Source organism: Rhodospirillales bacterium, from assembly GCA_018666775.1.
Lineage (GTDB): Bacteria > Pseudomonadota > Alphaproteobacteria > SMXQ01 > SMXQ01 > JABIXC01.
Genome location: JABIXC010000019.1, coordinates 1 through 26,797 on the forward strand (window position 1 = coordinate 1; position 26,797 = coordinate 26,797).

Below are 26,797 nucleotides of genomic sequence, written 5' to 3' on the forward strand. Positions count from 1 at the left end.
ATTGCCTGCCCCATCTAGTATCTAAAAATTCAAAAATATAATTTTCAGACGGGGCATCTACTGTATGTGGGTACGACCCCCCGAAAGGTAGCGGGGGGTGTTTCAAAAGGGGGTACGGGGTCTCAAAGGTCACCTGTTCATGCAAAAGCAATAGCAAACTAATTCAGCCCTTTTAGATGACCTGAATATCCTCGTGTGGCTTCACGTAAGGCATTGAAAACAAACCTATTTTACGATCTGGCGTTTCTCTATTTTAAGGCCAAATTATATCTATATATCAATAGGTTGTAGGTCGCTACCACGGGCCTTTTCTGCAACCTAAACGCTAGGCACAATTGACAACACCTGGGCATGGGAACAGACATTCTGTATGAGAAATTGTCTGACGTCAGCGCCTACGGATGTTGTCGTGTGTCAGGAGGGTGTCCCTTCCAAAAAGCAGGTTTCTGGGGAAGGGTCCAGATAGTAGTTCATTGGTGCAAGTATCTATAATACGGAGATGAAACCACCACTGCCGTCCCACTATTTTCCTACTGGAATAAAACAATGGCTCAGACATTTCCAGCTAAGCCATTAAAGAATATTGTGGGTAATAGAGGGCTCAAACTCACGACCCGCTGATTAAGAAATATATAACGACGGACACGAGCGATCCTAGACCACAGGCGCGGTAAAGACCTTGGGATCGTAGGCAATGAATGACATCCCCCAGCTACCGACCCGCATAAATGGATAAAATTTTAGCCGGGGATATTTTTCACAGTATTCGTTAAAAGCAAGTGCAGTGCCAAAATTCAGGCCGTCAGAAAATGTCCTCCAGAAATCATCGAGGTACAAAATCGTTCCCGGCTGCACAAGAGGTTCAATAAACTCAAACACAGACACTGCCGATTCATGCAGGTCACAATCAATATTGATAAAAATCGGGCGATTGGGCTTCTCTAAAAACTCCTGTTGAAGTTTTTTGGTAAGGCTTTGATCATAAAACCCTGGGATCGTCGTAACCCTGTCGGCCTTGATCCCCTGGTTGTGAATGGAAGCAATAAAATCTTCTTCGGTTATCGTCAGTTCACCAGTTGTCGGAAAACCCTGGAAACTATCGAAAGCATAGAAATCCATATCTTTGATATGCCATTTTAACGATTTGGCCAATGCCATCCGCATTGAGCCCGCACCGCAGCACCCGAATTCATAATAATCGCCGGGCGTGTCGAAGACGAGAAGCGCCATAGCGGTATCATAAAAATTATGCCACTCCCGGTCCTTTGAACATGCATTGAGGCGCGGAAGATTGCTTTTGTCCCAACCTTCGAATTCATCCGCATGATGGGGAAATCTGTCGACATAAAACGAGTTCATCTCTAATGCATGGCCAGTACCACCCAAGCCCATGCCTTCCCCTGAACGCGCCTCGAGAGCAGCTGAACGCGCCTCGAGAGCAGCAACAGTACGTTCAAGTTTTTGAATCGTTTTACCGTATTCCTCGACAAGATATTCGAGTTTCATAATTGCCTTGGTACTGCCATTGGCGAGCTTACTCAGATATAAGCTTCTCAGAGCCTTTATTAATTTCATTTACAAGTACCTTTATCAAAATCTTTAATCGTTAAAAATTAGATCATTTGCGGAATTTCTACAAACCGCAAATGCGGGATCCCGGATCAACCTTCGCATTGACGTCGTACGGATTTGCATCACATCTCTACACCACTGCGCCATCCGGACACACTCCTCCTATCCTTGCCGCCTTACCAATAATTTTCTCGGCCTGCGCCGGAACAGGCTTCACGGGGCCCCGCCACTTCGGCCAATTGACCCTTGACGTATCGGCCAGAGCGGACAACTTTAGCCCCGATCTTAACTCGCTTCTCAAGGTCGGACATCTGAGAAGAAAGTGTGGACGTCTGTTGTGAGTGCACTAGAAACCCTCCAACCTAATACTTAATATTAAGCGAATATTTATTTGGTTGTAAGCAGCTTGACATTCGAATGTGATAGATCCTTTGGTTCCATCACCGAATATTGTCCATCGGCGCTTTTCCAGACAACCCGATAAAATTCGGCTGCATATTTTTCGATCGTCGTATTGATGTGGTAAATATCGTGAGCCTTGGTCATCGGGTCGGTCAGGATCAGCGGCGTGCCGACCTGTTTCATCTTTGCAATAAAATCCTCCTTTGACTTGATCTTGGCATAGTCGGTCCGAGCGCCTAGCCACAACATGTTGGCGGATACGACTGCAAATCCCGGATATGAAAGCGTCGCCGTTGTGGGCGGATAGTGCTGGCGTAGATAACGGGCCTGACCGAAATAGCCGATATCCTTTCCCGGCCATTCGGAGTGGTACACGTCGGGCAGGTTGATCAGCAGCAGGCCGCCCACTACGGCGCCAGCCATGAGCGGTCGAAACCGGTGCATTTCGTTGCGCTTCCATGCCGCGGCGCAGATCAGGGCACCACCGCCCAGCGCGAGGAAACGGACCCGACCGTCTGGATTCCAGTCAAGCCACACGGTCGCGGCCAGCACCGCCGCAAACATGGCTAAAATCCACCAGCGCCGAAGTCGTGCAACCGTCGCCCACAGGCCGATGGTCGCCAGCATCATCACCTCCAGCAGGTGATACAGGTAGTAGCCGGGAAAACTGATGGTGAGAAGGTAAAGCCCAATATCTGCCGGCCATATCAACAGGACCAGCAGCAGTCGCCACTGTTTTCGTCGGGCCAACTCGACGATGCCGGCGATGACAAAAAATAAAATAATAAGGGAAACGTGCCTGAGCGGGATCGGTAGTCCGGTATAGCCGACTGCGGGAATGCGGGTGCCGAAAGCCGACATCATGTCCGGTATCGTGCGCTTGACCGTATTGCGCCAAACCATCTGGCCAAAGCGGCCAGGGTTGCGCGCGATCGCGCGTAAAACCGAATGCTTATTTTCGGCCGCTGTGCCGAAGGCCTTCTCGCTAGCGACCTTGGCTGCAGCGGCCTTTTCGAAGTCTAATTTACCTGCGGTTTCTTCCGAGCTGAACAGGACCTGGTTCGCGGCCTCGAAGGTGTCATAGAGTTTGCTCTCGGCACCGAAAATATAGGAGCCGGATTGTAATCCATATACACCGATATAGGGGGCGATACAGGCTGCGGGAAGGGCGATCATCAGCAGGGCGGCGTGAACCGTGCGCCGAGACAGCAGCGGGCGTGTGACCAGCACGGCGGCAAGCAGGGCCGAGGCGGCAAAGATCAGGTCCGGTCTCGACATCAGGCACAGGGTGCTCATGATTGCCATCCCGACCAGTGCCGAACGTTCCTGGGTGCGGGCGTAGCGGAGCACCAGCCACAAAGTCAGCCCTACGAAACTGGCAAAGGTCCAGTAGCTTGGGTTGGGTAGCAAAATGGTATAGATGGGCAGCGCCGTGAACAGCGCGACCAGCAGCAGCGCCGGGGCAAGCTTTCGATGTTCCAGTTCGCGGCCCACCAGCCAGGCACCGGCGAACAAAAGTGAGTAGCCAAGAATCCGCCCGACCATGTCTGCAGCAATCAGCCAATATTCGGAGGCAGGCATGAAAGGAAAGATCACCGCATAAATGATGGCAATAATCGGCCCACGTGGGTAGGGCCATAGCGAATGATGGAGGAAGAGATCCTTGCCCCCGGCGACGTAGATGACCTCGTCCCAGTAATTGATCTGGGTCGTATGTGGCAGCAGGTAGGTGGAATTGAGAACGAAGCCGAGTGCGAAAAGGGCGGTCAACGTAACCGGGATGTACAGCCGATTGCGGCCTATGATAGAGAAAGTGGAATTCATGGCGACTCCCTTTCTGTCCGCCGTCATATAGGATGGGACATCTGGCGGCCTGACCTAAGAGAAGGCTGACACATTTGGTTGATCATATTAAACCCCATTCTACAACCCAAACGCTAGGGCAGATTGACAGCTTCCAGATATTGGAACAGAATTTGTTGATGAAAAACCTAACCGCCACAATCTGCCTAACCCTTGCTGTGCTTGTTGGAAGTACGGGGGTATCTTGGAGTGCTGATTTCCAAAAGGGTTTTGAGGCTTCAAAAAGTGGGGACTACGCCACCGCTTTGCGTGAATGGTCACCCCTTGCCAAACAGGGACTTGCTGCCGCCCAGTTCAATCTGGGTTTGATGTACGCCTTTGGACGAGGTGTTCCACAGGACTATAAAGCTGCGGTGAAGTGGTACAGACTTGCTGCCGAACAGGGAGATGCCGATGCCCAGAATAATCTGGGAAATGCTTATGGAAGAGGACAAGGGGTCATACAGGATAATGTCTATGCCCATATGTGGTTGAACATCGCCGCATCATCTGGGGACAAGGATGCGGTCAAAAATAGAGACATCGTTGCGGGGAAGATGACGCCCGCCAGAATAGAAGACGCACAGAAACTCGCCCGTGAATGCGTTCGTAAAAAACACACCGGGTGTTGAGTAAACCCCCACTCAGGCTCCCCTCCCAGACATTTTGTGCCATGCCTCTCTTACAAATACATTCAGGAAAGGCAAACAACTAAAAAATGGTCCCAGGTCTGACCTCTGGCTGCGCTGGTGCGACGGCGGTTTGATTGAGTGGGCAACAGCAGTCGCACGGCGATCTTGCCTGCTCCATCTAGCACCTAAAAATTCAAAAATATAATTTTCAGACGGGGCATCTACTGTATGTGGGTACGACCCCCAGAAAGGTAGCGGGGGGTGTTTCAAAAGGGGGTACGGGGTCTCAAAGGTCACCTGTTCATGCAGAAGCAATGACCACTAGCAAACACCAGTTTTTCCTACTGACTGTACCCTATATGTACCCTATGGAGCAAAGGCCCAGCGGAGATACCCGCTAAGCCTTTGAAATATATGGTGGGCGATGACGGGCTCGAACCGTCGACCCGCTGATTAAGAGTCAGCTGCTCTACCAACTGAGCTAATCGCCCATATCCGGGCATGCCCGGAAGGGCTTGGATATAGCAACTGGTTGGGGGTTTGTCGAGCGATTGGTGCGGGGGCAAATAAAGCGCTACAGGCTGTCTGTCTGGCCCGAGCGGCCGATGATGACATCGCGGTGGACATTCACCCCAATCAAGATGCCAAACCCTACCAGCAGCGTCATCATGGACGTCCCACCATAGGAGATTAGCGGCAATGGCACGCCGACCACGGGCACCAAACCCATCACCATGGCAATGTTGATGAAGACATACAGGAAGAAGGTCGCCGTCACCCCAATGGCCAAAAGCCTGCCAAACTGGCTTTGGGCATGAAGGGAGATGAAAAAGCCATAGACGATGACAAACCCATACAGGGTTAACAAGACCACGCCGCCGGTCAGGCCAAATTCTTCGGCCAGCATGGTAAAGATGAAATCGGTCTGTTTTTCTGGCAGGAAATTAAGATGCGCCTGAGAGCCCTGCATAAAGCCCTTGCCGAAAAGCCCGCCGGAGCCCAAAGCGATCTTTGATTGCAAAATATGATAGCCCGCCCCCAGGGGATCGGATTCCGGGTCCAGAAAGGTCAGGATGCGGCGTTTTTGATAGAGTTTTAAAACCTGCCAGGCGACCGGAACAATGGCCAAAACCACCCCGAACAGCACGCCAAATTTCCACAAACGTACCCCAGCCATGAAAAACATCGCCGTGGCCACCATCAACAGCATGATGGCCGTGCCCAGATCGGGCTGGCGCAGAACCAGTCCTGCTGGAACCAGAACCATAAACATCGGCCACAAAAGATAGCGAAATTTGCCAATAGCTTCTTCGGGCAAAGCATGGAAATACCGCGCCAATACCACGATCACGGCAATTTTCATCACCTCTGAGGGTTGAACATTCATAAAGCCAAGGTTGATCCAGCGTCTGGCCCCCATGCCGATGTCGCCAAAAAATTCCACCGACACCAACATCGCCAACGCCACCAGATAAATGGCATAGGCGTAGCGCAGCCAAATTCGAATATCCACCAGCGCCAATCCAACCATTAAAACAATGCCAACCCCAAAACGCACCAATTGCCGCGATGCCCAGGGATCAAAACTGCCGCCACCGGCGGAATAGAGCATGGCAACCCCAATGGCCCCGATCATGGAAAGGATCAACACCAGCCCCCAATTGATATGCAGGAGCTTTTGACCCAAACCCATTTCCGGTTGTTTGTAAAATCCGCTCAGCATCGCTAATCCGCCTGTGCTTTTTTGGCGACTTTTTTGGGCGCTTTGCTTTTTTTGTTATCGCTACGCTTCAGGGCTTCGCGCATGATATCGCGCGCGATAGGCGCTGCTGCCGTAGAGCCCCCGCCGCCATGTTCCACCACCACAGAAATGGCAAAGCGCGGCGCATCGACCGGGGCATAGGCCACAAAAAGGGCATGATCGCGGTCTTTCCATAATCGTTGTTTGTTTTTAAGCACATCGCCTTCACGCTCTGCCATGGAAATCCGCTTGACCTGGCTGGTTCCGGTTTTGCCAGCAAGACGCCATTTATCTTCTTTGATGCGTGCCCGATATGCCGTGCCGCGCGGGGAATTTGAAACCGCAAACATGCCCTGGCGAATCACGTCCATAGACTCTTCTGAAACACCGATATCATCGAATTCAGACAATTTTGGGGGTTCTTCGGATTCAACGCCACCCACCAATGGGGAACCATCTGGGCCATCTTTAGAGGCCACTTCAGATAACGCCGCCACAACCCTTGGCACGACTGCGCGGCCCCCGTTGGCAATGCGCGCCGTCATCACCGCAAGCTGTAAGGGCGTCGACAAAACAAACCCCTGGCCAATGCCCGCCACCAAGGTTTCGCCCAATTGCCACGATTTTCCTAAAACTGCCCGCTTCCAGCCCCGGCTCGGCATCAGTCCCGGCTTTTCACCCGGCACATCAATGCCCAGTTTTTTGCCCATACCAAACCGTGCCGCCATGGCCGAAATCCGATCAACGCCGACCCGTTTAGCAATGTCGTAGAAATAAATGTCGCATGATTGTTGCAAGGCACCGATCAGATCAAGATGCCCATGGCCATGTTTCTTCCAACAATGAAACCGCACATTGCCAAGCTGGACATAGCCTTTGCAAAAGGTCGTGTGGGCAGGCGTTATGACGCCAGCTTCGAGCGCGGCCAAGCCCACGATCAGCTTGAACGTGGAACCCGGCGCATATTGCCCGGCAATGGCCTTATTGGTAAGCGGCGCCCGGTTATTGCCGATCAGCTCGCGCCAATAATCCTTGCTCACCCCTTTGTTAAAGGCATTGGGATCAAACCCCGGTGCCGATGCCAGCGCCATAATATCGCCGTTGTGGATATCCATGACCGCGACCGAGGCACTGTTATCGCCCAGCCGCTTGTGGGCGAATTCCTGAAGCCCCATATCGATGGTCAATGCCAGTTCATCCCCTGGCTGGCCTTCTTTGCGGGAAAGTTCACGGATGACATGGCCAACGGCATTGACCTCCACCTCTGAACGCCCGGCGCGGCCACGCAGGCTTTCGTCGTGGATTTTTTCAACACCGTTTTTGCCAATCCGGAAAGACGGCAATCCCAAAAGCGGGTCCCCGGTTAATTCCTTTTGGGAAACAGCTCCAACATAGCCAACAAGATGGGCCGTCGCTTCGCCCCATGGATAAAACCGGGTTTGGCCCACTTCTATATGGACCCCCGGCAGGTCCGGGGCGTTGACCTCTATCTTGGCCACGTCTTTCCAATCAAGGTTTTCACGCACCGTGACCGGGCCAAAATTGCGCTTGCGCCGAATTTCCTTAAACACCCGGCGGCGGTCATAATCATCTAGGTGAATGATTTTGGAAATGCGATCCAGCGTGCCCTTAACATCAGGGCTGCGTTCGCTGACCAGAATAAGCCGGTAATTTTGCTGGTTTGCGGCAATTTCAACGCCATTGCGATCGAGGATGCGCCCGCGCGGTGGCGCCAAAAGACGCAAATTTATCCGATTGTCATCGGCCAGAGTCTTGTAACGCTCGGCCTCGACCACTTGCAGGTAATACATGCGTGCGGCCAAAGCAGAAAACAGCATAAGTTTCCCGCCTGCCAGTAGAACCGCCCGGCGTCCAAACAACCGGAACCGATCCTGATCACGTATCATGCCAATCCTCGCTGGGCATAACCCGATGGGCAAGATGAAGCACCGAGGTCACCAATGGGTAAACCGCAAGGGTGAGCAAAAACTGGAACAGGGCCGCTTTTGGAGAGATCACCACCCCACCCAAAAGGCTGGCAATGGTCCAATTCAGAACACTTGCACCACCGGCCACAAGCATGAACCCCCACCACACCAATCCAAATGATTTGTGATGGAAAAAACGCCGCTGGGATGCAACCACCCCATAGACCAAAAGCAAAACCACCGTGCCTGTGCCCATCAAGGCACCGGTCAAACTATCTTGAACAAGGCCGATTAAAAAAACCGCAACTGGGGGCAAAAACCGGGGGGAATGAATGGCCCAGAAAAAGACCGATGCCAAAACCAGCATCGGCGTGATCACCGCGTAGCCGGGAATGGGAATTGGCAACACAACCAAAAAAACGAACATCAAGCCGATCCCCGATGGCACCAAAGCACGGGCCCAAAGATCAAGCTTTTGCCAGAACTGCGTTCTCATCTGGTTTTCCGCAATTTGCTGGGTTTCTTGCTGGATTTTTGGCCGGGTTTCTTGCCTTCTGGGGGCAGGACATTTTCATAATCAACGATTTGGAGATATTCCAGCTTGCTGAGTTCCACAAAGGGGCGGACCCGAATAACCCCGTTTTCAACGGAACTGATCTGACCCACGCCAATGCCCGGCGGGAATACCCCGCCGTGACCCGATGTCACAATCCGCTGGCCTACTTCCACATTGGTGTTTTCAGGTAGAAAAACAATCTGGGGGCGTTCCGAATTATCGCCTGCCAAAATGGCCCGCGTACGGTTTTCGGCAATAACAACCGGGACACGAGAATTAAGATCCGTCAGAATAAGAACCCGGGCAGAATGCTCTCCGGCTTCGCTGATGCGGCCAACCATGCCGATGGTCGTCGTCACGGCCTGTCCTTTGGCCACCCGGTCGCTGCGGCCCGCATTGACCAGAACACTTTTGATAAAGGGCCCCCGGCCATCAGCAATCACCCGCGCCGTCACAAAGGACTTTCGCCTTGGGCCTTTAAAGTTCAAAAGATTGCGAAAGGAAACATTTTCATTGGCATATTGCAGGGCCACCCCGTGCCATCCGCGCAGACGGCCCACTTCTTCTTTGAGGCGTATATTTTCATCGCGAAGGGCCGCCAATTCGCGTAAATGCGCAATGGCCTTATCCGTTGCTGCAACAGGGCGTGCCACCGCGTCCAGAATTGGGGTCGCAACATCGGCAATGGTGGTGCGAAAGCGTTCTACGACGGCCACCCCACCGCGATCGGTTAGCATCAAACCCAGGGCCGCAAAGATCAGGGACGCAAGCGCAAACCGCTGGCCCGTTCCCTTGAAAGGAACGGCCAATCTTGCGATCAGACCTGGCCTCCGGAATTCCATTTAATCCTGCTCCACTTTCCCCAATACGCTGTTACGGCCCAATGCGTTCCTAATAACTGGAACTCAAGACATCTTTCAGGGTTTTCATTTCTTCCAATGCGCGCCCGGTCCCAAGAACGACACAGGAAAGGGGTTCATCTGCAATTGAAACCGGCAGCCCCGTGGCGTGACGCAACACAAAATCAAGATTGGACAAAAGTCCGCCGCCACCGGTCAGGACAATGCCCTTATCCACAATATCAGCCGCCAGTTCAGGCGCTGTGTGCTCCAAGGCAACCTTAACCGCTTCTATAATGGCACTGACCGGTTCTGCCAGACTTTCTGCAATTTGGCGCTCAGATATAATCAGTTCTTTCGGCACACCATTCATAAGATCGCGACCCTTGATCTCCATAACCCGGCCTTCTTCACCATCAGCAGGAGGACAGGCTGAACCAATTTCTTTTTTGATCCGCTCAGCAGAGCCTTCACCAACCAACAGGTTATGATTGCGCCGGATATAGGCAATGATGGCTTCATCCATTTTATCGCCACCAACGCGGACACTTCTGGAATAAACAATCCCGCCAAGAGACAATACCGCCACTTCCGTGGTGCCGCCGCCAATGTCCACCACCATAGAGCCCGTTGGCTCGGTCACGGGCAAATTGGCCCCAATGGCAGCCGCCATGGGTTCTTCGATCAAGAACACCCGGCGCGCGCCAGCGCTTTCAGCAGATTCCTGAATGGCCCGGCGTTCCACGGCCGTAGAGCCCGATGGCACACAGACAATAATTTGAGGACTGGCGAAGGAACGCCGGTTGTGCACTTTGCGAATGAAGTGCTTGATCATTTCCTCGGCGATTTCAAAATCAGCGATAACCCCATCGCGCAAGGGACGAATGGCTTCGATGTTGCCGGGCGTTCGGCCCAACATCATCTTTGCCTCATCACCCACGGCCAGAACCTGTTTTCGGCCCTTGACGTTGGCGATGGCCACCACGGAGGGTTCATTCAGCACAATGCCCCGGCCCTTCACATAAACAAGGGTATTCGCCGTGCCAAGGTCAATGGCCATATCGGCCGATAGCATACCAAGCAATCTGGAAAACATGTTTCCTCACTTCTTTCCAATGCGGCACCCCCCAAGAAGCGGCACCTGTGTCATCCCTGATTAAGCCGACAGTGCAGAAACTGCCTTTTCTCGCTTAACCAAAAGTTTGTTGAGCGCATTTACATAAGCCCGCGCTGAGGCCACTAACGTATCTGTATCTGCGCCCTGGCCATTGACCGTGCGCCCCTGTTCTTCAAGACGCACCGTCACCTCCGCCTGCGCATCGGTCCCCCCGGTAACACCATGAACCTGATAAAGCTGCAAAGTCGCCTCATGGGGGAACAATTCCCGAATGGCCCGAAAGGTTGCATCAACCGGTCCATCGCCATGGGCAAGGGTGGTTCTTTGATCCCCATCAACGATCAAAACCAGCTCAGCCGTCTGTGGGCCTTCGGTGCCGCAATGGATATTCAGGCTTTCGACCTGAATATGGTCATTGGTCCGAACCGCTTCATCCCCAACCAACGCCAAGAGATCTTCATCGAAGATTTCCTTTTTCTTATCGGCCAGTTCCTTGAAACGATTGAAGGTATCTTCGAAGACTTCCTTTTCCAGCTCATACCCTAAATCCTTCAGCTTGCTGCCAAAGGCATGGCGGCCGGAATGTTTGCCCATCACCAGTTTTGATTCTGTCAGGCCAACATCTTCGGGGCGCATGATTTCATAGGTTTCGGCGTGTTTGAGCATGCCGTGCTGGTGGATACCCGATTCATGGGCAAAGGCATTGGTCCCAACAATGGCCTTGTTGGGCTGCACCACAAAACCGGTGATGGCAGAAACCAGCCTGGATGCCCGCATGATCTGGGTGGTGTCCACCCGGGTTTCAAAAGGCAATACATCCTGGCGTGTTTTAAGCGTCATGACGATTTCTTCTAATGCCGCATTGCCGGCACGTTCGCCCAACCCATTGATGGTGCATTCCACCTGACGGGCACCGGCCTTAACAGCGGCCAGGGAATTGGCAACCGCCAAACCCAAATCATTATGGCAGTGAACGGAAATGACCGCTTTGTCGATGTTTGGGACGCGGTTCATCACCATGGCAATCAAATTGCCAAATTCTTCCGGTATGGCATAGCCAACGGTATCGGGAATGTTGATGGTGGTCGCACCCGCATCAATGGCGGCCTCGATACAGCGGCACAGAAAATCATGCTCGCTGCGCGATCCGTCTTCGGGGCTCCATTCAATGTCATCGGTGTATTTGCTGGCCTCTGTAATCGAAGAAATGACAGCGGCGTACACGTCTTCTGGTTCCATCTGCAATTTGTATTTCATATGCAGCGGAGACGTCGAAATGAAGGTGTGGATGCGTTTGCGCCCAGCTGATTGCAATGCTTCGGCAGCGCGTTGGATATCGCCCGAATGGGCCCGGGCCAAACCACACACAATTGAATTTTTTACGATATTGGCAATCCCGCGCACGGCTTCGAAATCACCGTTGGATGCGATGGGAAAACCGGCCTCGATCACATCAACCCCCATTTCCTCCAAAACCTCGGCAATGCGAAGTTTCTCGGCATGGGTCATAGACGCACCGGGGGATTGCTCACCATCGCGTAACGTGGTGTCGAAAATGGTTACTTGACTGGATTCTATACTTTTGCTCATGGGTCTTTCCTTACGACGAAAGGCTGTAGATCAATTCCTATAATCCCCCCAGGCGACGACAAAAATCGCGGCTCAGGGGCGCCTAAGTCGTAGTCCCAATCCAGTAGTTTTCACAAATGCGTTCAAGGCGTCATACAGGCCGAAGTCAGACACGCAAAAGCCGCCCATAACAGGGGCAATCGCATCACAAGGCATTCCGGCACTGCACTTCATCATCAAATTGTGGGTCCACCGCCTTTAATTTGGCACCTACCCACCCTTTTCTTAACTGTTCAATCAGGGCAAATTTTACCCGAAAATCCGCTAACCACCGCTAATATTGTCTTTTTTTTTTAGCGGGTACTCTCTTAAGAATTCATAAAAACCTTAAGAAAACTGGTTAACACCCTATTTCTACGACCCTTTCTGTACATTCTGCAATGGGCAAATAACCCTCAGCCACATTTTCTTTTAGTCAAAAACCGACAAAAAAGCCCCAAAATGCCAGCAAAAGAAAAGGCTGCGGCCCAAAGACCACAGCCTGATCTGGCTTCAAATGTTTCGAAGCGTTAGTTCTTGGACTTATCCACAAGCCGATCTTTGGCAATCCACGGCATCATATCGCGCAGACGTTGGCCCACTTCTTCGATGGGATGCTCGGCTTCACGCCGGCGCATGGCCTTGAAGCTGGGCTGGCCTGCCTTGTTTTCCAAAACCCAATTGCGCACGAATTCACCGGATTGAATTTCGTTCAAAATGTCTTTCATCCGCGCTTTGACATCTGGGTCAATCAAACGAGGCCCACTGACATAGTCACCGTATTCCGCTGTATTGGAAATTGAGTAACGCATGTTGGCAATGCCGCCTTCATAGATCAGATCAACGATCAATTTGACCTCATGCAAACATTCAAAATAGGCCATCTCTGGTGCGTAGCCCGCTTCGACCAAGGTTTCAAACCCGGCCTGAATCAGACTGGTCAACCCGCCACAGAGAACGGATTGTTCCCCGAACAAATCGGTTTCACATTCTTCGCGGAAGGTGGTCTCGATAATCCCGGAGCGGCCACCGCCGATGGCCGATGCATAGGAAAGCCCGATGTCGTGGGCATTTCCCGAAGGATCTTGATCCACGGCAATCAAACAGGGAACGCCGCCACCCTTTTGGTATTCGCCCCGAACGGTATGACCCGGACCTTTAGGCGCAACCATGAAAATGTCCAGATCAGGACGGGCTTCGATCAGCTTGAAATGGATGTTCAAGCCATGGGCAAATGCCAGGGCCGCACCCTTTTTCATGTTGTCCTTAAGATCGCTGACATAAAGGTCTGCCTGCAATTCATCGGGCACCAGGACCATAACCACATCGGCCCATTTGGCCGCTGCCGCCGGGGTCATCACCTTAAGCTTTTCACCCTTGGCCTTGGCCGCAGACTGGGAGCCAGAACGCAGCGCAACGGCCACCTCCTTAACACCAGAATCTTTCAGGTTCAGCGCGTGGGCATGGCCTTGAGAACCATAGCCGATGATCGCGACCTTCTTCTTTTTAATCAGATTAACGTCCGCATCCCGGTCGTAATAAACACGCATGGTTCAATTCCTTCAAAGTTTGCTTAGTAATTTAAATAAATTTTGGCTGTAACGTAGGCCCCTTATGGGCGAAGCATGGTTTTATATGGGCTTTTCCCCGCGGGCAATAGCCACGATGCCTGTTCTTGAAACATCAACAAGACCAAGCGGTTCCATGAGGTCGATAAAGGCATCAATCTTCTCTGTGGAGCCGGTAATTTCAAAAACGAAGGATCGCGCCGTCGAATCCACCACGCCAGCACGAAAAACATCGGCAATCCGCAGGCTTTCCACCCGTTTATCGCCCCCACCCCGAACCTTGATCAGGGCCAATTCACGGGCAACATGGGGGCTATCCTGGGTCAGATCAGACACTTTATGCACTGGCACCAGCCGGTTCAGCTGCGCTTTGATCTGCTCAATAACCTGGGGCGTGCCTGATGTCACCACCGTAATCCGCGACAGCATCGCTTCGGTGTCGACTTCCGCCACGGTCAGGCTTTCGATGTTATAGCCCCGGCCTGAAAAAAGCCCAATGACCCGAGCCAGAACGCCGGATTCATTGTCCACCAGCACCGCAATGGTGTGTCTTTCGATCCCCTGATCTGCCAGAGATTTTGTCGCACTCATACCAACACCATACCTTCCTCTGAAATTGGCTTTTCCGCCTTGTCTTTGGGGCCAAGCAACATTTCATAATGCGGCGCCCCTGATGGGATCATTGGGAAACAGTTTTCTGTCTGATCAACCCGAATGTCGGCGATCACAAAACCATCGGTGTTGATCATTTCCTTGATCACACCATCCACTTCAGATGGTTTGTTTGCAATCAGCCCGGTGCCACCAAAGGCTTCGGCCATTTTCACGAAATCAGGAAGGCTCGACATGTAGCTTTCCGAATAACGCCCGCCATGGAGCAATTCCTGCCACTGGCGCACCATGCCCATATACTGGTTGTTCAGGATAAAGATTTTTACCGGCAACCGGTACTGGGCAGCCGTCGACAATTCCTGAATGTTCATCAAAATAGAGGCTTCACCGGCGACATCAATCACCAGCGCGTCCGGATGTGCCACCTGTGCACCGATAGCAGCAGGCAACCCATAACCCATGGTGCCAAGCCCGCCAGAGGTCAGCCAGTGGTTTGGCTGATCAAATTTCAGGAACTGGGCAGCCCACATCTGATGCTGGCCCACTTCGGTGCTGAAATAGGTGTCCTTGTTTTTGGTCAAGGCCTGAAGCCGTTCCAGCGCATATTGAGGCTTGATGATGTCTTTGGTCTGATCATAGGCAAGGCAATCACGGCTGCGCCATTTGGCAATTTGGCGCCACCATTTATCCGAAGCCTTTTTATCGATCCGGTATTTCTTTGCCGTCCAGCATTTCAGCATTTGGCCTAGCACCGTCGCGCAATCCCCAACGACCGGTTCATCCACCAGAACATTTTTATTGATGGAAGACGGATCAATGTCGATATGGATTTTCTTTGCATCCGGACAAAATTCGTCGATTTTTCCGGTCACCCGATCATCAAACCGCGCGCCCACCGCCACCACAAGGTCGCTGTTATACATGGCAAGGTTTGCTTCATAGGTGCCGTGCATGCCCAGCATGCCCAGAAATTGTTTGTGATCGGACGGAACCGCGCCCAGCCCCATCAGGGTTGATGTGATCGGGCCGCCAGTTTTACGGACCAGTTCGCGCAGCAATTTTGATGCCCTGGGCCCAGAGTTAATCACCCCGCCGCCCGAGTAAAAAATCGGGCGCTTGGCCTTGGCCAACAGTTCCACCGCACGATCAATCGCATCCTGATCACCCCGCATTTTCGGGCGATAGCGCAATTGATGATCGGGCTTTGCGGACTTGGCCTTTGATGTCTGTTTTTTAGGCGCCGTGTAATCGGTGCGCATCTGCAACACGTCTTTGGGTAGATCAATCACCACCGGACCGGGGCGCCCGGTTCGGGCAATGTAAAACGCCTCGCGAACAACCCGGGCAAGGTCTTTGACATCCTTCACAAGATAATTGTGCTTGGTGCAGGGCCGGGTGATGCCCGTGGTATCGGCCTCTTGGAAGGCATCATTGCCAATCAGGTGCGTTGGCACCTGCCCGCACAGGCACACAAGGGGGATCGAATCCATCAAGGCATCGGTCAGGCCCGTCACGGCATTGGTAGCCCCGGGGCCAGATGTCACCAGAACCACGCCCACTTCACCGGTGGAACGCGCATAGCCCTCAGCCGCATGGACCGCACCCCCTTCTTGGCGCACCAGAATGTGGCGGATGGCCTTTTGCTGAAACAGCGCGTCATAGATGGGCAAGACCGCACCACCGGGATAGCCGAATACGGAATTGGTCTTTTCCTCATCCAACACTTTGAGAAGAATTTCGGCACCGGTGAGCTGTTTTTTGGCTTTGGCCATAGCTTGATCCTCTAGCATTCGGGGCCAAACAGCCCCATAAAATTCAAAAAGGGCAAAAAAGCCCTCCCATACCCCTGATTCTTAGGCACAACCGGCCAAATTTAGTCTGAACGGATGCGAAAGACGGCCAAACTAAGGGCAAGCGATTCCCGGGTCAAGGGAAATCATAGAATATATGATAAGATTTTTCCCTTAAATCTTTCTGAATATTTCTCAAAAATGGTCTTGTCCGCAATCATCTGCCCCTTAAACCAGGTGATCTGGCGTTTGGCATAGTTCCGCGACAGGGTTTTAGCGCGGGTCAGGGCGGCTTCCATGGGGATTTCCCCCCTGCCCGCCTTGATCAATTCCGCAACGCCCAAGGCCTTCATGGCCGGAAGCCCTGAATCAAGGGCACGATCCCCAAGCGCCATGGCTTCCGCCATCGCACCCGCATCAATCATCTGATCAAACCGTTCCTCGATTGCTGCATACACGTCTGCTCTTGGGGGGTCCAAAAGGATGGAGATGAAGTGCCAATCGGGATCGGGGCCTTGTTTGGGTTCCCCCTGCCATGATTTGAGGCTTCGCCCGGTTGCAGACCAAACCTCCATCGCCCGGATCATCCGCTGGGCATCGGTGGCACCGATGCTGGCCGATCCGGGATCGCTCGCCAACAGCTCTGCCCGAAAGGCTTCATTGCCAATTTCCCCATGGTGCGCACGGATGTTTGCGCGGATGTCACCGGGAATATCGGGGATGGGTGCGATGCCTTCCATCAAGGCCTGAAGGTAAAGGCCAGAGCCCCCGACAATGATTGGGGTTTTGCCAGATCGAAAAATTTGATTGATTTCATCAATTGCCATTTGGCGCCACAAGCCAGCAGAACAAACATCGGCCGGGTCCATAACCCCGTAAAGCCGATGGGGCACCCGAGCCAGATCATCAGCATCGGGCTGGGCGGTCAGGATTTCCAGACCCTGATAGATTTGCATGGAATCGGCATTGACGATAACGCCATCAAGATGTTCTGCCAACACAATGCCAAGGCCGGATTTTCCCGAAGCCGTCGGCCCGGCGACCACATAAATGGTTTTCAAATCTGTGGCGGACATTCCGGGTTTCCCCCGTTTTTAATCCCTGTGGCTTTAATCAAGGGCGAGAGACACCAGACCATCGGCAAGCTTTGGCTCAAACCAGGTCGATTTGGGGGGCATGACATCGCCTGCATCCGCCACCGAAATCAGATCGGCAATGGATGTTGGATAAAGGGCAAAAGCAACTGCCCAATCGCCCCCATCAACGCGTGCCTCCAACCCTTCCATGCCACGAATGCCGCCGATAAAATCAATGCGTTTATCGGTCCGCATATCCCCAATGCCCAGCACCGGAGACAACAATTTATCCGCCAAAAGGCTGACATCCAAGCGTTCTACAGGCGTCGCATCACTGCCCGGGGGCTGCTTCAGGGAAAGGCCATACCAGGTGCCATCTAAATACATGCCAAAGGTCTGCGGTCCTTTAGGTTTGGCAGGCACGCTGCTTTCAGTGACATCGAATGTTTCACCAATGCGAGCCAAAAGCTGTTCGCGATCCAGATCATTCAGGTCTTTGACCACACGGTTGTAATCAAAAATTTGCACTGCATCGGTGGGGAAGCTGACGATCAGAAAATAATCATAGGGCTGATCCCCGTTGCTTGCAGAATCCTTCGCTGCTCTGGAAACGGCAACTCTGGATGCGGCAGCGGATCGATGATGGCCATCGGCAATATAGATCACATCCATGGCATCAAAGGCATCGCTGATGGCACCAATATCGGCGGCATCATCCACCACCCACAGGCTGTGATGGGTGCTGTGATGGGTGCCGGGAAGGTCTACTTCATAGACCGGCTTTGTCTGGGTCATCTTGTTTACCACCCCATCGATGCCCGCATCGGGATGATGGACTGTGAACACCGGCCCGGTTTGGGCATTGACGGCTTCGATCTGGTTAACCCGGTCGTCTTCTTTTTCGGGGCGGGTAAATTCATGACGCCGTATTCGGTTGTCATCATATGCCGCAACAGACCCCCCACCGACGATCCCGGTCTGCACATGATCGCCCATTTGAATACGATAGACGTAATAACAGGGCTGGCCATCGCGCCGGATCACCCCATCGGCAATCATGCGTTCCATGTTTTCTGCACCCTTGGCATAAACCTCTGGCGCGTGAACATCGGTCCCTGATGGCAAATCGATTTCCGGTTTGGAAATGTGAAGAAAGCTCAACGGATGGCCTTCTGCCAATGCGCGGGCTTCATCACTGGAAACCACGTCATAGGGGGGGGCAGCCACTTCTGATGCTAATTCAGGGGCAGGCCTTAAGCCTGCAAAGGGACGAACGAGGGGCGTGGTCAAGGAAACAGCCTTTCAAAGCGTTGAGACATTGTCGCGGACAAGATGCCGCAATGGCATTACTACCCGTCTCCGGCGTATTTTTCCACCCCAGATTCTCTTATAAAAGGATGCGCTTAGCCTTCGGTCACGGGAAGAACGATGAATTGACGCACCTTCTTGCGTTCCGTCAGCAAAAGCACCGTCTTGCGTTTCGCTTTGCGGGCCTTTTCGATGCGTTCCTTGAATTCCTTTGGGGTATTCACGGTATCAGGCGCCACTTCAACGATCAGATCGCCTGCCTGAAGCCCGCCCTTTTTACTGGCGCTGCCTTCTTTAACGTCGGTCACCAAAACGCCCTTGGCACGGGTATCAAGTTTGAAATGCTTGCGGTTTGTTGCGTTCAGTTCGGTCAGCGACAACCCCAGCATTTGCAGGTTTGATTTGTTTGTTGAAACCTTGACGGCCTTGGCCTCTTCGCCTTCGGGCAATTCACCAATCTTGAGCTTAATCGTAACATTCTTGCCATTACGGATTACGGTCAAGGTCACCTGCTTGTCGATGGCAGTTTCTGCCACAAGCCGTGGCAGATCGCGCATTTCAGGAACCGGTCTGTCATCAAACTGAACGATCACATCACCGGCCTTCAACCCCGAACCATGGGCCGGGCCTTTTTCATTGACGCCAGCAACCAACGCGCCTTTGGCGTTTTTCATGCCCAGGCTTTCAGCGATTTGCTTTGTAACCGTCTGGATACGCACCCCAAGCCAACCGCGGCGGGTATGCCCATATTTGCGCAACTGGTCGATGACCACTTTGACCTGGGATGATGGAATGGCGAACCCAATCCCGATAGACCCCCCAGAAGGTGAGAAAATTGCCGTGTTAACGCCAATCACTTCGCCCTTGAGGTTGAACATCGGGCCACCGGAATTACCCCGGTTGATAGATGCATCGGTTTGCAAATAGCTGTCATAGGGGCCGGAATTAATATCGCGCTTTAATGCCGAAATAATCCCCGCCGTTACCGTGCCACCAAGCCCAAAGGGATTGCCAATGGCCAGAATCCAATCCCCAACGCGCGATTTGCTGGAATCACCCAAGGTCACAAATGGCAACGGTTTTTTAGGCTCGACCTTCAGCAAGGCCAAATCTGTTTTGGGATCACGGCCAATTAATTTGGCCTTGAGATTGGTGTCATCTTGTAAAATAACCGTGATTTCTGACGCGCCTTCAATCACATGATGGTTCGTCACCACATAGCCTGATGCATCAATGATGAAACCAGACCCAAGCGAGGTCACTTTGCGGGGCTCGGCACCGGGTTTGTTACGGTCGAAAAAATCACGAAACAAATCTTCGAAAGGCGACCCCGGAGGGAACTGCGGCAATTGCGGCGTGCGTTTTGATTTCTTGTTGACCTGGGTTGTCGAAATATTGACCACCGCTGGTAAAAGACGTTCAGCAAGATCGGCAAAACTATTTGGCGCCGTGCCGTTCGGTGCTGCGGCCACTGCACCATGGCTCAGGGGAAACATCACCGTCAACGCAACCAAAATTGCCGCAGCAAATAAGGTAAACCGCGAGGTGAAACCGGTCATCGTCTTTTGCATCTAATAAACTCCATACGCTTATGATCGAATAGGTATGATTATGAGTTAAGTGGTGAATATGGTGCAAATATGGCGGTTATGCATCAGCCAAACCGGGCTAGACCCGCAAGGATAATCACAGCAACAAAGGCAGAAGCAAGCCCCATCACACGCAGGCGCGCTGGTGCCATCTTGGCAAATTCAGCCATCATTGCCTGCATTGGGCCCGGGAAAAGCGCCAGAACGACGCCCTCCACAAACATGGCCAGCAAAAGCGCATAGCCCAAAAAGGGGAAAAACCCATCTGTCATTGCTGACGTCACGGGTTCAGCCCTAGCACCCGCGAGGTGCTACTTTTTGCCGCCTTTGATGTCACCAAAGAAGCGGAAAAATTCGCTTTTGGGCGACAACACCAAATTGGTGTCCCCACTGGTGAGCGATGCCCTATACGCTTCCATGGACCGGTAGAAATCATAAAATTCCCGTGCCTGTCCACCATAGGCCTTGTTATAGACCGCTGTTGCCGTGCCATCGCCTTCGCCTCGCAGCTCTTCCGCCCGTTTGCGGGCTTCGGCCAACAAGATGGTGCGATCACGATCAGCGGCCGCACGAATGCGTTCACCCAGTTCCGCACCTTCGGCGCGCAATTCCTTGGCTTCACGTTCACGTTCAGACCGCATCCGGGCAAAAATGGCTTCAGAGTTTTCCTGAGGCAGATCGGCACGACGGATGCGAACATCCACCACTTCAATCCCGAACTGCTTGGCTTCGCCATTCACCCGTTCCTGAATTTCGGCCATGATCTTGACCCGTTGCTCTGTCAAAAGAGCGGGCAAAGAATAACCACCGATAATGGACCGCATGGATGCATTGATGATCCGTCCCAACCGGATACGAAGCACGCCTTCGGTGCCAACGGTCTGGAAGAATTTAAGCGGATCGACGATGCGATAGCGGGCATACGAATCGGCAACGATGCGTTTTTTGTCTGCTGCAATCATTTCTTCTGCTGCAGGATCAAGATCAAGCACCCGGCGATCGTAAAAGATCACGTTCTGGACAAAGGGCGTCTTGAATTTAAGCCCCGGTTCACGCACCACCTGTTCGGGTTTACCAAACTGCAAGACGATGGCTTGCTCTGTCTGGTGCACCGTATACATGGAAGCCGATGCGACGATCCCAATGGCGATAACAATCACGCCTAAGAAGGTAAGACCTTTGCTCATTTGCTGCCTCCCTTCAGGCGTTTCTGGAGTTCAGGCAAGGCCAGATATGGCACTACGCCGGAGCCCCCCTTACCATCAATGATCACTTTCGGATTTTTGAGCATAACTTCCTGCAAGGTTTCCAGATAAATACGCTGTTTGGTCACAGCAGGGGCGCGTTTATATTCATTGTAAACGGCCAGGAACCGGCTGGTTTGACCCTCAGCATTGGCCACCACTTCGCGTTTGTAACCTTCGGCCTTTTGGGTCAGCTGGGCTGCTTCACCACGGGCACGGGGAAGGATATCGTTGCGGTAAGTTTCCGCTTCGTTGCGCTGGCGGGCCTTATCGGCCTCGGCGCGTTGAACATCCCGAAAGGCATCAATAACCGTGGGTGGGGGATCAAGATCCTGAATTTGAATCTGGGTAATTTGAATGCCTGAGCCGTAATCATCAAGAACACGTTGCAGCAATTTCTGACCACCCTGTTCAACCTCACGACGGCCTTTTTCCAGAATGTCCTGAATCATAATTCCCGTCATGACCTTGCGCTTGGCACCGCCAGAAACCTGCTCACCCTGCTTTTGAATGGCAGACCGACCAACGATTTCACGCATGGCGCTTTCGGCTGCGGCCTTGACCGTCTGTTCGGGGTTGCGAATGTTGAACAAAAACTTGCCCGCATCCTTGATCACCCAGAACACCGATGAATAGACCTTCACGATGTTTTCATCACCCGTCAGCATCAAGCTTTCTTCGGGCACATTCCGTGTGGCACTGCCAGAAGGACGGAAGCCAATGGAAACCTGATTAACCCGCGTCACCTTTGGTGTCAGCACGGATTCAATGGGGGAAGGCAAATGATAATTAAGACCCGGCTGGGTGGTACGGGTCCAGGCGCCAAAACGCAGAACCACACCCTGTTCATCGGGCTGTACCTTATAGAAGCCAGAAGCCATCCAAACTGACGCCGCGATGATAAGGATCAGAATAACGCCCCGGCTTGACCCAGGACCGCCGGGAATGATGCCCCGTAACTTGTCCTGTGCGTTGCGCAAAACGGCTTCAAGATCGGGCTGCTGACCGCCGCCGCCCCAGTTTCCCTGACCGCCGCCACCGCCACCGCCATTGCCGCCGCCTGAACCGCCGCCATTACCCCAAGGGCCACCGCCCCCGCCACCTTGATTGCCCCACGACATAGATATATTCCTTCCCTTGCGCCAAATTCCGCAAAATAAACCCTGAAATCAGAGGCCGAACCTTTAAAAACTGCGCACAACGGTCTTTGTCGTTTGCAATCGGGTCGGCCTTCTTTATACCCTTGGGTTATAGGGCAGCCAGCGTACAGACGCAACGCGACTTCACGCTTATTTGTTCAAACTATTACCTACATTTGGAATCCCAATGGACGAAAAACGCACAATGGTCACAAAAGATGATGTACGCGCCGCTTTGACGAGCGTTATAGACCCCGATGAGGGCAAAGACATTGTCACACTTGGCCGGGTTCAGGGATTGGTTGTCCGTGGCGGCAATGTTGGGTTCACCATAGAAGTGGAGGCCGAACGCGGCCCTGCCCTTGAACCCCTGCGCAAAAAAGCCGAAGAAACAGTGATGGCATTGGATGGCGTGGTTTCCGTCACCGCCGTTCTGACGGCCGAAAAATCGGCAGATGCTGCCCCGGCCCAGAAACCAGTTGAGCCCCCGGCTCAACCCCAACAAGCCCAGGGCAAAATTGGCGGCCATGGCCACGCGCCTGATCCCGATGCGCCGCCATTGTTGGCCGATGTGAAACACGTGATCGCCGTGGCATCGGGCAAGGGCGGCGTCGGAAAATCCACCGTTGCCGTTAATCTGGCAGTGGCTTTGGCCGATCAGGGCCATAGCGTGGGCTTGCTGGATGCCGATATTTACGGGCCTTCCCTGCCCATGATGATGGGCATAAACGACCGCCCCCAATCAAAAGACGGGAAAATAATCGAACCGTTAGAAAATTATGGCGTCAAAACCATGTCCATTGGCTATCTCATCAAAGAAGGCACCGCCATGGTTTGGCGCGGGCCCATGGTGATGGGGGCGCTACAACAAATGATGCGTGATGTGAACTGGGGGAAACTGGATGTTTTGGTGGTCGATATGCCGCCGGGCACCGGGGATGCCCAATTGACCATGGCCCAAAACACATCCATGTCAGGGGCCGTCATTGTATCCACACCCCAAGACATTGCCCTTTTGGATGCGCGCAAGGGCATCACCATGTTTGAAAAGGTCGATGTGCCGGTTTTGGGCATCATCGAAAACATGTCCAGCTTTGCCTGCCCGGAATGTGGCCACGAAAGCCATATTTTTGGCCATGGCGGGGCAAAGGCCTGCGCCGAAGAACTGGGGGCAACCTTTTTAGGGGAAATCCCTCTGGATATAGAAATCCGCAAAACATCCGATGCGGGCCAGCCCATCACGGCCACGTCGCCCGATGGCGTCCACGCCAAACGGTTTAAAGACATTGCAAAACAGGTGTGGGAAACAGTCGAAAAATAAGGCGCCCGTTTTTTTCAGGCGCTTATCAGGGCTATTTTTCTTTACCCAGCGCTTCCATCATCTCACCCCATTCACGCGGGGAAAGACCGGATTCTTTTTGGGAAACGGGCTCACCCGCCAGCATTTTCTTGACCGCGCCCAGACCCTTTTCTGACAGGTGAAAACCACCCATGCGGTATTGCACAAACGCATCATACGTGATCGGCACCCAGCGTTTGACCATTTCCAGCATGGCATCAGCATAAACGCGGATTTCATATTGGGCATGGGGGTCTGCGCGCAAGGAAAGGAAGTGCAACAGATTGTGCAAATCCACCTTCCAATACCATTGGGTATAATAATTAAGGGATAAATTCATCCGCGCCAGTTCCCGGGCAAGGCCGGACCGGGTGGGGTCAACCATATTGCCATCGGCATCTTCGTTGAGCATTTCTTCGTAATGGCCATAGGCTTGTTCTGCATCGTCGCGCAGCAAATCCATCACCCGTTTTGCTTCATCGCCGCTTAAGGCATCGCCCCGGCCCTGGCGATTAGAAGACGCCTGCACCCCCAGTTGTTCGGGTTCGGGGATATAAAATTCTTTATCCAAAATGGAATACCGCGCCGAATATTCGTTCACATTGGCGGTGCGGTGCCTGATCCATTGGCGGGCAATAAAGATCGGCAGTTTGACGTGAAATTTAATTTCGCACATTTCAAACGGTGTAGTGTGGCGATGGCGCATCAAATAATTGATCAACCCGGCATCTTCGCTGATGCGCCGGGTCCCCTTGCCATAAGACACCCGCGCCGATTGAACGATGGCCGCATCGTCGCCCATATAATCAATCACCCGGATCAATCCATGATCCAAAAGGGGCGTCGCTTCGTACAGCACTTCTTCCAATGCCGGCACCGTTGGGCGGCGGGTTTGAAAGGACTCAGCCCTTTGGGCTTCGATTTCGGCTTGTTGGTCTTTTGAAAGAGGCATTATGGCGGGACACGGACTTTGTTAGGTTTGTAGAAATTATCCCCCCCACTTTAGCCCCATTGGCCCATAAGTTAAAGCCGTGCCTTCGCCTTTTTGCCCGTAAATCGTGGCTTTTTTTGATCCCTTGATAAGATCACGCATCTGGGTCTTTAAAAGTTAACCCAGAATGCCTATATTTGCCATGCCGCTTCGGCGGCTATGGTGATAAACGCCCTGTGAAATAAGCGTTGCGGACCCGGGGGCGGTACCCGGCGCCTCCACCACTCTTCAGACGGTGCGAAAGCACCCGACCAGATGGGGGCGAAATAGGATCGACGCGCGTGGTAAAGGCAGGATTTTTGCCCGGCATGATACCGCCGTTATCGGGTCAAACCTTATGTGCGAACGATAATGAATACGCACTCGCTGCTTAGATAAGCAAGCGCGGTTCGGGGGGCACCGGGCAACAGAAGCCCCCCACTATCTTTATCCCAGATCAACATCCCTGTTCCGAACAAATGCGTTTGGGCCATCCCCACTTTATCCTGAGCCATAAAAGTTCGATCATATCGAAGAGCTTGACCAGGAAGGACACGGCATTAACCCGGCTTCTGGCTTTGCCAATTTGATAGGCGGTTAGGGTTTCACCATCTGACCCGGTTCCCCCCATCAGACAACCCTCAGCACATGTTCTGGCATAAAGGCCAAGATCACGCCCCAAGATGTTCCCCATAGTCTCGGCCATGGATTCCATCCGCCTCTTGCTGGTCAAACGTTTGCGGCGGACAGGGATTGCTTTTTTTAATGCCCCAATGCCACGGGGTTGCACCTTCGCCTCAACCAAGGCCCAGACATCATCGTACCAAGCCCCCAGAAAAACATACTGCTTCCCGTTTTCTCCGGTCCCCGCCTCACCCGAAATAAGCCAGCCAAGATAGGGCAGGACAAAAACATGAAACCGTGGAGAAGCACCACTTCTTTGGTCAGAGAATTCCGTTAGCCGCCGATGGCGGGTCCGTATATTTTTCCAAGCCCCATCCCGGCCAGCATCCATGATCGTATTTTTTATATCGCTGACATCACCGGGATTGAGCCTCAGCTCCTCAACCCGCACCAATTTCCAGGATATGCCAGCCTGCTGCCATATCCGATTGACCTCAGGCAACAAGGTATCGGCAACCTGCGCGTGGCCTACCCAGTTCCGCAACGCGACATCTGAATGTTTGATGTCGACGTTGCGAACCAGATGAACCGCGATGGGGATTTCAATGTTTGTACGGTCCGTGTTCAGTGCATACAGCTCTGAACGGATAACCACAAATGCCGCAATGCCCAGAACAATGCACACTGCAATCAAACCATAACGAGCAAGGACCTTTAAGTACCGCATGGTTGATTTATAACCTGAATTAAAAACAATTCAAAATTGTAAGCACCCACCTATTCACAGTTACTTGCCACCGCCTTTTCCACCACCCGTGCTTGGCACATTAGAACCAACGCCATCATGTACGCCCTGAAGTATGAGCTGCTGTGCTTCCACAGGAAGCTTATCAAAATCTGTCACAGACATATGCTTCTCCCACCATGTCTCAAAAGAAGACCATTTATCCCTGGCTTCATCCCAGGCATCTATTATTTCAACCACAATTCCTGATGCCTCATCCCGCCTTGCCTGCTCTTCTTCACGGTCCTGAGCCTCTCGATCCTCATATGCATCGGCACTCTCCTGTTCCCCATCTGCCTTTTGGCTTTCGCTCAAGATCGTGCCGGGGGGCAGTAACGTGGTGGGCGCCTGTGTCGTGTCGGGGGCAATCTGTTGGGGTGCCCGCTTCGGGTAAAGCTTGCGCAGCGCCATGGCTTCTTCTTTGATCCCGGATGGAAAATCAATGCCATGATCATCAAGGGCTGCAAGCATCATGGTGCGCCCGGATTTTTCCAGCCACGTGCCCTCTTGGAGATCG

At 52.9% G+C, this 26,797-nt stretch carries 22 protein-coding genes, 1 tRNA gene and 1 other RNA gene; 3 read left to right on the top strand and 21 right to left on the bottom strand.

Annotated features, from left to right (window positions below; translation table 11 throughout):
* Positions 1-654: 654 nt before the first annotated feature.
* A complete protein-coding gene (locus HOJ08_11340) occupies positions 655-1,575 on the bottom strand; it encodes a hypothetical protein (GenBank protein ID MBT5674021.1) in 921 nt (306 codons plus the stop codon).
* A gap of 384 nt (positions 1,576-1,959) precedes the next feature.
* Positions 1,960-3,798, bottom strand: coding sequence for a hypothetical protein (locus tag HOJ08_11345; GenBank protein ID MBT5674022.1), 1,839 nt, complete (start codon positions 3,796-3,798; stop codon positions 1,960-1,962).
* Positions 3,799-3,956: 158 nt separating this feature from the next.
* Here HOJ08_11345 and HOJ08_11350 point away from each other — a divergent pair, with 158 nt between their 5' ends.
* Positions 3,957-4,448, top strand: coding sequence for a sel1 repeat family protein (locus HOJ08_11350; GenBank protein MBT5674023.1), 492 nt, complete (start codon positions 3,957-3,959; stop codon positions 4,446-4,448).
* Between the two features lie 415 nt (positions 4,449-4,863).
* On the opposite strand, the gene HOJ08_11355 is transcribed toward HOJ08_11350, so the two are convergent.
* The 16 genes from HOJ08_11355 to hflK form a co-directional block, all read right to left on the bottom strand.
* Positions 4,864-4,939 (bottom strand) — tRNA-Lys (locus HOJ08_11355).
* Between the two features lie 83 nt (positions 4,940-5,022).
* A complete protein-coding gene (gene rodA, locus HOJ08_11360; GenBank protein MBT5674024.1) occupies positions 5,023-6,171 on the bottom strand; it encodes a rod shape-determining protein RodA in 1,149 nt (382 codons plus the stop codon).
* Positions 6,172-6,173: 2 nt separating this feature from the next.
* Positions 6,174-8,102, bottom strand: a complete 1,929-nt coding sequence (gene mrdA / locus HOJ08_11365; GenBank protein MBT5674025.1) for a penicillin-binding protein 2 — start codon at positions 8,100-8,102, stop codon at positions 6,174-6,176.
* Positions 8,086-8,613 carry a rod shape-determining protein MreD gene (gene mreD / locus HOJ08_11370; GenBank protein MBT5674026.1) on the bottom strand — a complete coding sequence of 176 codons (528 nt, stop codon included), beginning with the start codon at positions 8,611-8,613 and terminating at the stop codon, positions 8,086-8,088. The genes mrdA and mreD overlap by 17 nt, the downstream gene beginning before the upstream one ends.
* Positions 8,610-9,515, bottom strand: a complete 906-nt coding sequence (mreC, locus tag HOJ08_11375) for a rod shape-determining protein MreC (GenBank protein MBT5674027.1) — start codon at positions 9,513-9,515, stop codon at positions 8,610-8,612. The genes mreD and mreC overlap by 4 nt, the downstream gene beginning before the upstream one ends.
* A gap of 49 nt (positions 9,516-9,564) precedes the next feature.
* Positions 9,565-10,608 (bottom strand): rod shape-determining protein, encoded by a 1,044-nt coding sequence (locus HOJ08_11380; protein MBT5674028.1) that lies wholly within the window; start codon positions 10,606-10,608, stop codon positions 9,565-9,567.
* A gap of 60 nt (positions 10,609-10,668) precedes the next feature.
* Positions 10,669-12,219 (bottom strand): 2-isopropylmalate synthase, encoded by a 1,551-nt coding sequence (locus HOJ08_11385; protein MBT5674029.1) that lies wholly within the window; start codon positions 12,217-12,219, stop codon positions 10,669-10,671.
* A 548-nt stretch (positions 12,220-12,767) separates the two neighbouring features.
* Positions 12,768-13,787 (bottom strand): ketol-acid reductoisomerase, encoded by a 1,020-nt coding sequence (gene ilvC, locus HOJ08_11390; protein MBT5674030.1) that lies wholly within the window; start codon positions 13,785-13,787, stop codon positions 12,768-12,770.
* Positions 13,788-13,868: 81 nt separating this feature from the next.
* Positions 13,869-14,396, bottom strand: coding sequence for an acetolactate synthase small subunit (gene ilvN / locus HOJ08_11395; GenBank protein MBT5674031.1), 528 nt, complete (start codon positions 14,394-14,396; stop codon positions 13,869-13,871).
* On the bottom strand, positions 14,393-16,189 hold the full coding sequence (locus HOJ08_11400) for an acetolactate synthase 3 large subunit (protein ID MBT5674032.1): 1,797 nt from the start codon (positions 16,187-16,189) through the stop codon (positions 14,393-14,395). The genes ilvN and HOJ08_11400 overlap by 4 nt, the downstream gene beginning before the upstream one ends.
* Before the next feature lie 164 nt (positions 16,190-16,353).
* Positions 16,354-17,283 (bottom strand): tRNA (adenosine(37)-N6)-dimethylallyltransferase MiaA, encoded by a 930-nt coding sequence (gene miaA / locus HOJ08_11405; protein MBT5674033.1) that lies wholly within the window; start codon positions 17,281-17,283, stop codon positions 16,354-16,356.
* A 33-nt stretch (positions 17,284-17,316) separates the two neighbouring features.
* A complete protein-coding gene (locus tag HOJ08_11410; GenBank protein MBT5674034.1) occupies positions 17,317-18,573 on the bottom strand; it encodes a DUF1015 domain-containing protein in 1,257 nt (418 codons plus the stop codon).
* A gap of 113 nt (positions 18,574-18,686) precedes the next feature.
* Complete coding sequence (locus tag HOJ08_11415; protein MBT5674035.1) at positions 18,687-20,162, bottom strand: DegQ family serine endoprotease; 1,476 nt, start codon at positions 20,160-20,162, stop codon at positions 18,687-18,689.
* A gap of 83 nt (positions 20,163-20,245) precedes the next feature.
* On the bottom strand, positions 20,246-20,452 hold the full coding sequence (locus HOJ08_11420; GenBank protein MBT5674036.1) for a DUF2065 domain-containing protein: 207 nt from the start codon (positions 20,450-20,452) through the stop codon (positions 20,246-20,248).
* 39 nt (positions 20,453-20,491) lie between these two features.
* Positions 20,492-21,367 carry a protease modulator HflC gene (locus HOJ08_11425; protein ID MBT5674037.1) on the bottom strand — a complete coding sequence of 292 codons (876 nt, stop codon included), beginning with the start codon at positions 21,365-21,367 and terminating at the stop codon, positions 20,492-20,494.
* Complete coding sequence (gene hflK, locus HOJ08_11430; GenBank protein MBT5674038.1) at positions 21,364-22,545, bottom strand: FtsH protease activity modulator HflK; 1,182 nt, start codon at positions 22,543-22,545, stop codon at positions 21,364-21,366. The genes HOJ08_11425 and hflK overlap by 4 nt, the downstream gene beginning before the upstream one ends.
* Before the next feature lie 223 nt (positions 22,546-22,768).
* Between hflK and HOJ08_11435 the strand changes: the two genes are divergently transcribed.
* Positions 22,769-23,884 (top strand): Mrp/NBP35 family ATP-binding protein, encoded by a 1,116-nt coding sequence (locus HOJ08_11435; GenBank protein ID MBT5674039.1) that lies wholly within the window; start codon positions 22,769-22,771, stop codon positions 23,882-23,884.
* A 31-nt stretch (positions 23,885-23,915) separates the two neighbouring features.
* Here HOJ08_11435 and HOJ08_11440 read toward each other — a convergent pair whose 3' ends face one another.
* Positions 23,916-24,854 (bottom strand): FAD-dependent thymidylate synthase, encoded by a 939-nt coding sequence (locus tag HOJ08_11440; protein MBT5674040.1) that lies wholly within the window; start codon positions 24,852-24,854, stop codon positions 23,916-23,918.
* 144 nt (positions 24,855-24,998) lie between these two features.
* On the opposite strand from HOJ08_11440, the gene ssrA reads away from it, so the two are divergent.
* Positions 24,999-25,315: a transfer-messenger RNA gene (gene ssrA, locus HOJ08_11445) on the top strand.
* Between the two features lie 14 nt (positions 25,316-25,329).
* Here ssrA and HOJ08_11450 read toward each other — a convergent pair.
* Both HOJ08_11450 and HOJ08_11455 read right to left on the bottom strand, forming a co-directional pair.
* The gene (locus tag HOJ08_11450; GenBank protein MBT5674041.1) at positions 25,330-26,223 is read right to left on the bottom strand and encodes a hypothetical protein; all 894 of its coding nucleotides are present in this window, start codon (positions 26,221-26,223) and stop codon (positions 25,330-25,332) included.
* 60 nt (positions 26,224-26,283) lie between these two features.
* A partial coding sequence (locus HOJ08_11455) for a hypothetical protein (protein ID MBT5674042.1) occupies positions 26,284-26,797 on the bottom strand: 514 nt, incomplete at its 5' end.

Bases quoted from the DNA above. Each gene is read 5' to 3' on its own strand.
- mreD (MBT5674026.1), bottom strand. From the start codon at position 8,613: ATGAGAACGCAGTTCTGGCAAAAGCTTGATCTTTGGGCCCGTGCTTTG.
- HOJ08_11345 (MBT5674022.1), bottom strand. From the start codon at position 3,798: ATGAATTCCACTTTCTCTATCATAGGCCGCAATCGGCTGTACATCCCG.
- HOJ08_11380 (MBT5674028.1), bottom strand. From the start codon at position 10,608: ATGTTTTCCAGATTGCTTGGTATGCTATCGGCCGATATGGCCATTGAC.
- miaA (MBT5674033.1), bottom strand. From the start codon at position 17,283: ATGTCCGCCACAGATTTGAAAACCATTTATGTGGTCGCCGGGCCGACG.
- HOJ08_11340 (MBT5674021.1), bottom strand. From the start codon at position 1,575: ATGAAATTAATAAAGGCTCTGAGAAGCTTATATCTGAGTAAGCTCGCC.
- HOJ08_11420 (MBT5674036.1), bottom strand. From the start codon at position 20,452: ATGACAGATGGGTTTTTCCCCTTTTTGGGCTATGCGCTTTTGCTGGCC.
- hflK (MBT5674038.1), bottom strand. From the start codon at position 22,545: ATGTCGTGGGGCAATCAAGGTGGCGGGGGCGGTGGCCCTTGGGGTAAT.
- HOJ08_11450 (MBT5674041.1), bottom strand. From the start codon at position 26,223: ATGCGGTACTTAAAGGTCCTTGCTCGTTATGGTTTGATTGCAGTGTGC.
- HOJ08_11385 (MBT5674029.1), bottom strand. From the start codon at position 12,219: ATGAGCAAAAGTATAGAATCCAGTCAAGTAACCATTTTCGACACCACG.
- ilvC (MBT5674030.1), bottom strand. From the start codon at position 13,787: ATGCGTGTTTATTACGACCGGGATGCGGACGTTAATCTGATTAAAAAG.
- HOJ08_11435 (MBT5674039.1), top strand. From the start codon at position 22,769: ATGGTCACAAAAGATGATGTACGCGCCGCTTTGACGAGCGTTATAGAC.
- HOJ08_11400 (MBT5674032.1), bottom strand. From the start codon at position 16,189: ATGGCCAAAGCCAAAAAACAGCTCACCGGTGCCGAAATTCTTCTCAAA.
- mreC (MBT5674027.1), bottom strand. From the start codon at position 9,515: ATGGAATTCCGGAGGCCAGGTCTGATCGCAAGATTGGCCGTTCCTTTC.
- HOJ08_11440 (MBT5674040.1), bottom strand. From the start codon at position 24,854: ATGCCTCTTTCAAAAGACCAACAAGCCGAAATCGAAGCCCAAAGGGCT.
- HOJ08_11350 (MBT5674023.1), top strand. From the start codon at position 3,957: ATGAAAAACCTAACCGCCACAATCTGCCTAACCCTTGCTGTGCTTGTT.
- rodA (MBT5674024.1), bottom strand. From the start codon at position 6,171: ATGCTGAGCGGATTTTACAAACAACCGGAAATGGGTTTGGGTCAAAAG.
- ilvN (MBT5674031.1), bottom strand. From the start codon at position 14,396: ATGAGTGCGACAAAATCTCTGGCAGATCAGGGGATCGAAAGACACACC.
- HOJ08_11415 (MBT5674035.1), bottom strand. From the start codon at position 20,162: ATGCAAAAGACGATGACCGGTTTCACCTCGCGGTTTACCTTATTTGCT.
- HOJ08_11425 (MBT5674037.1), bottom strand. From the start codon at position 21,367: ATGAGCAAAGGTCTTACCTTCTTAGGCGTGATTGTTATCGCCATTGGG.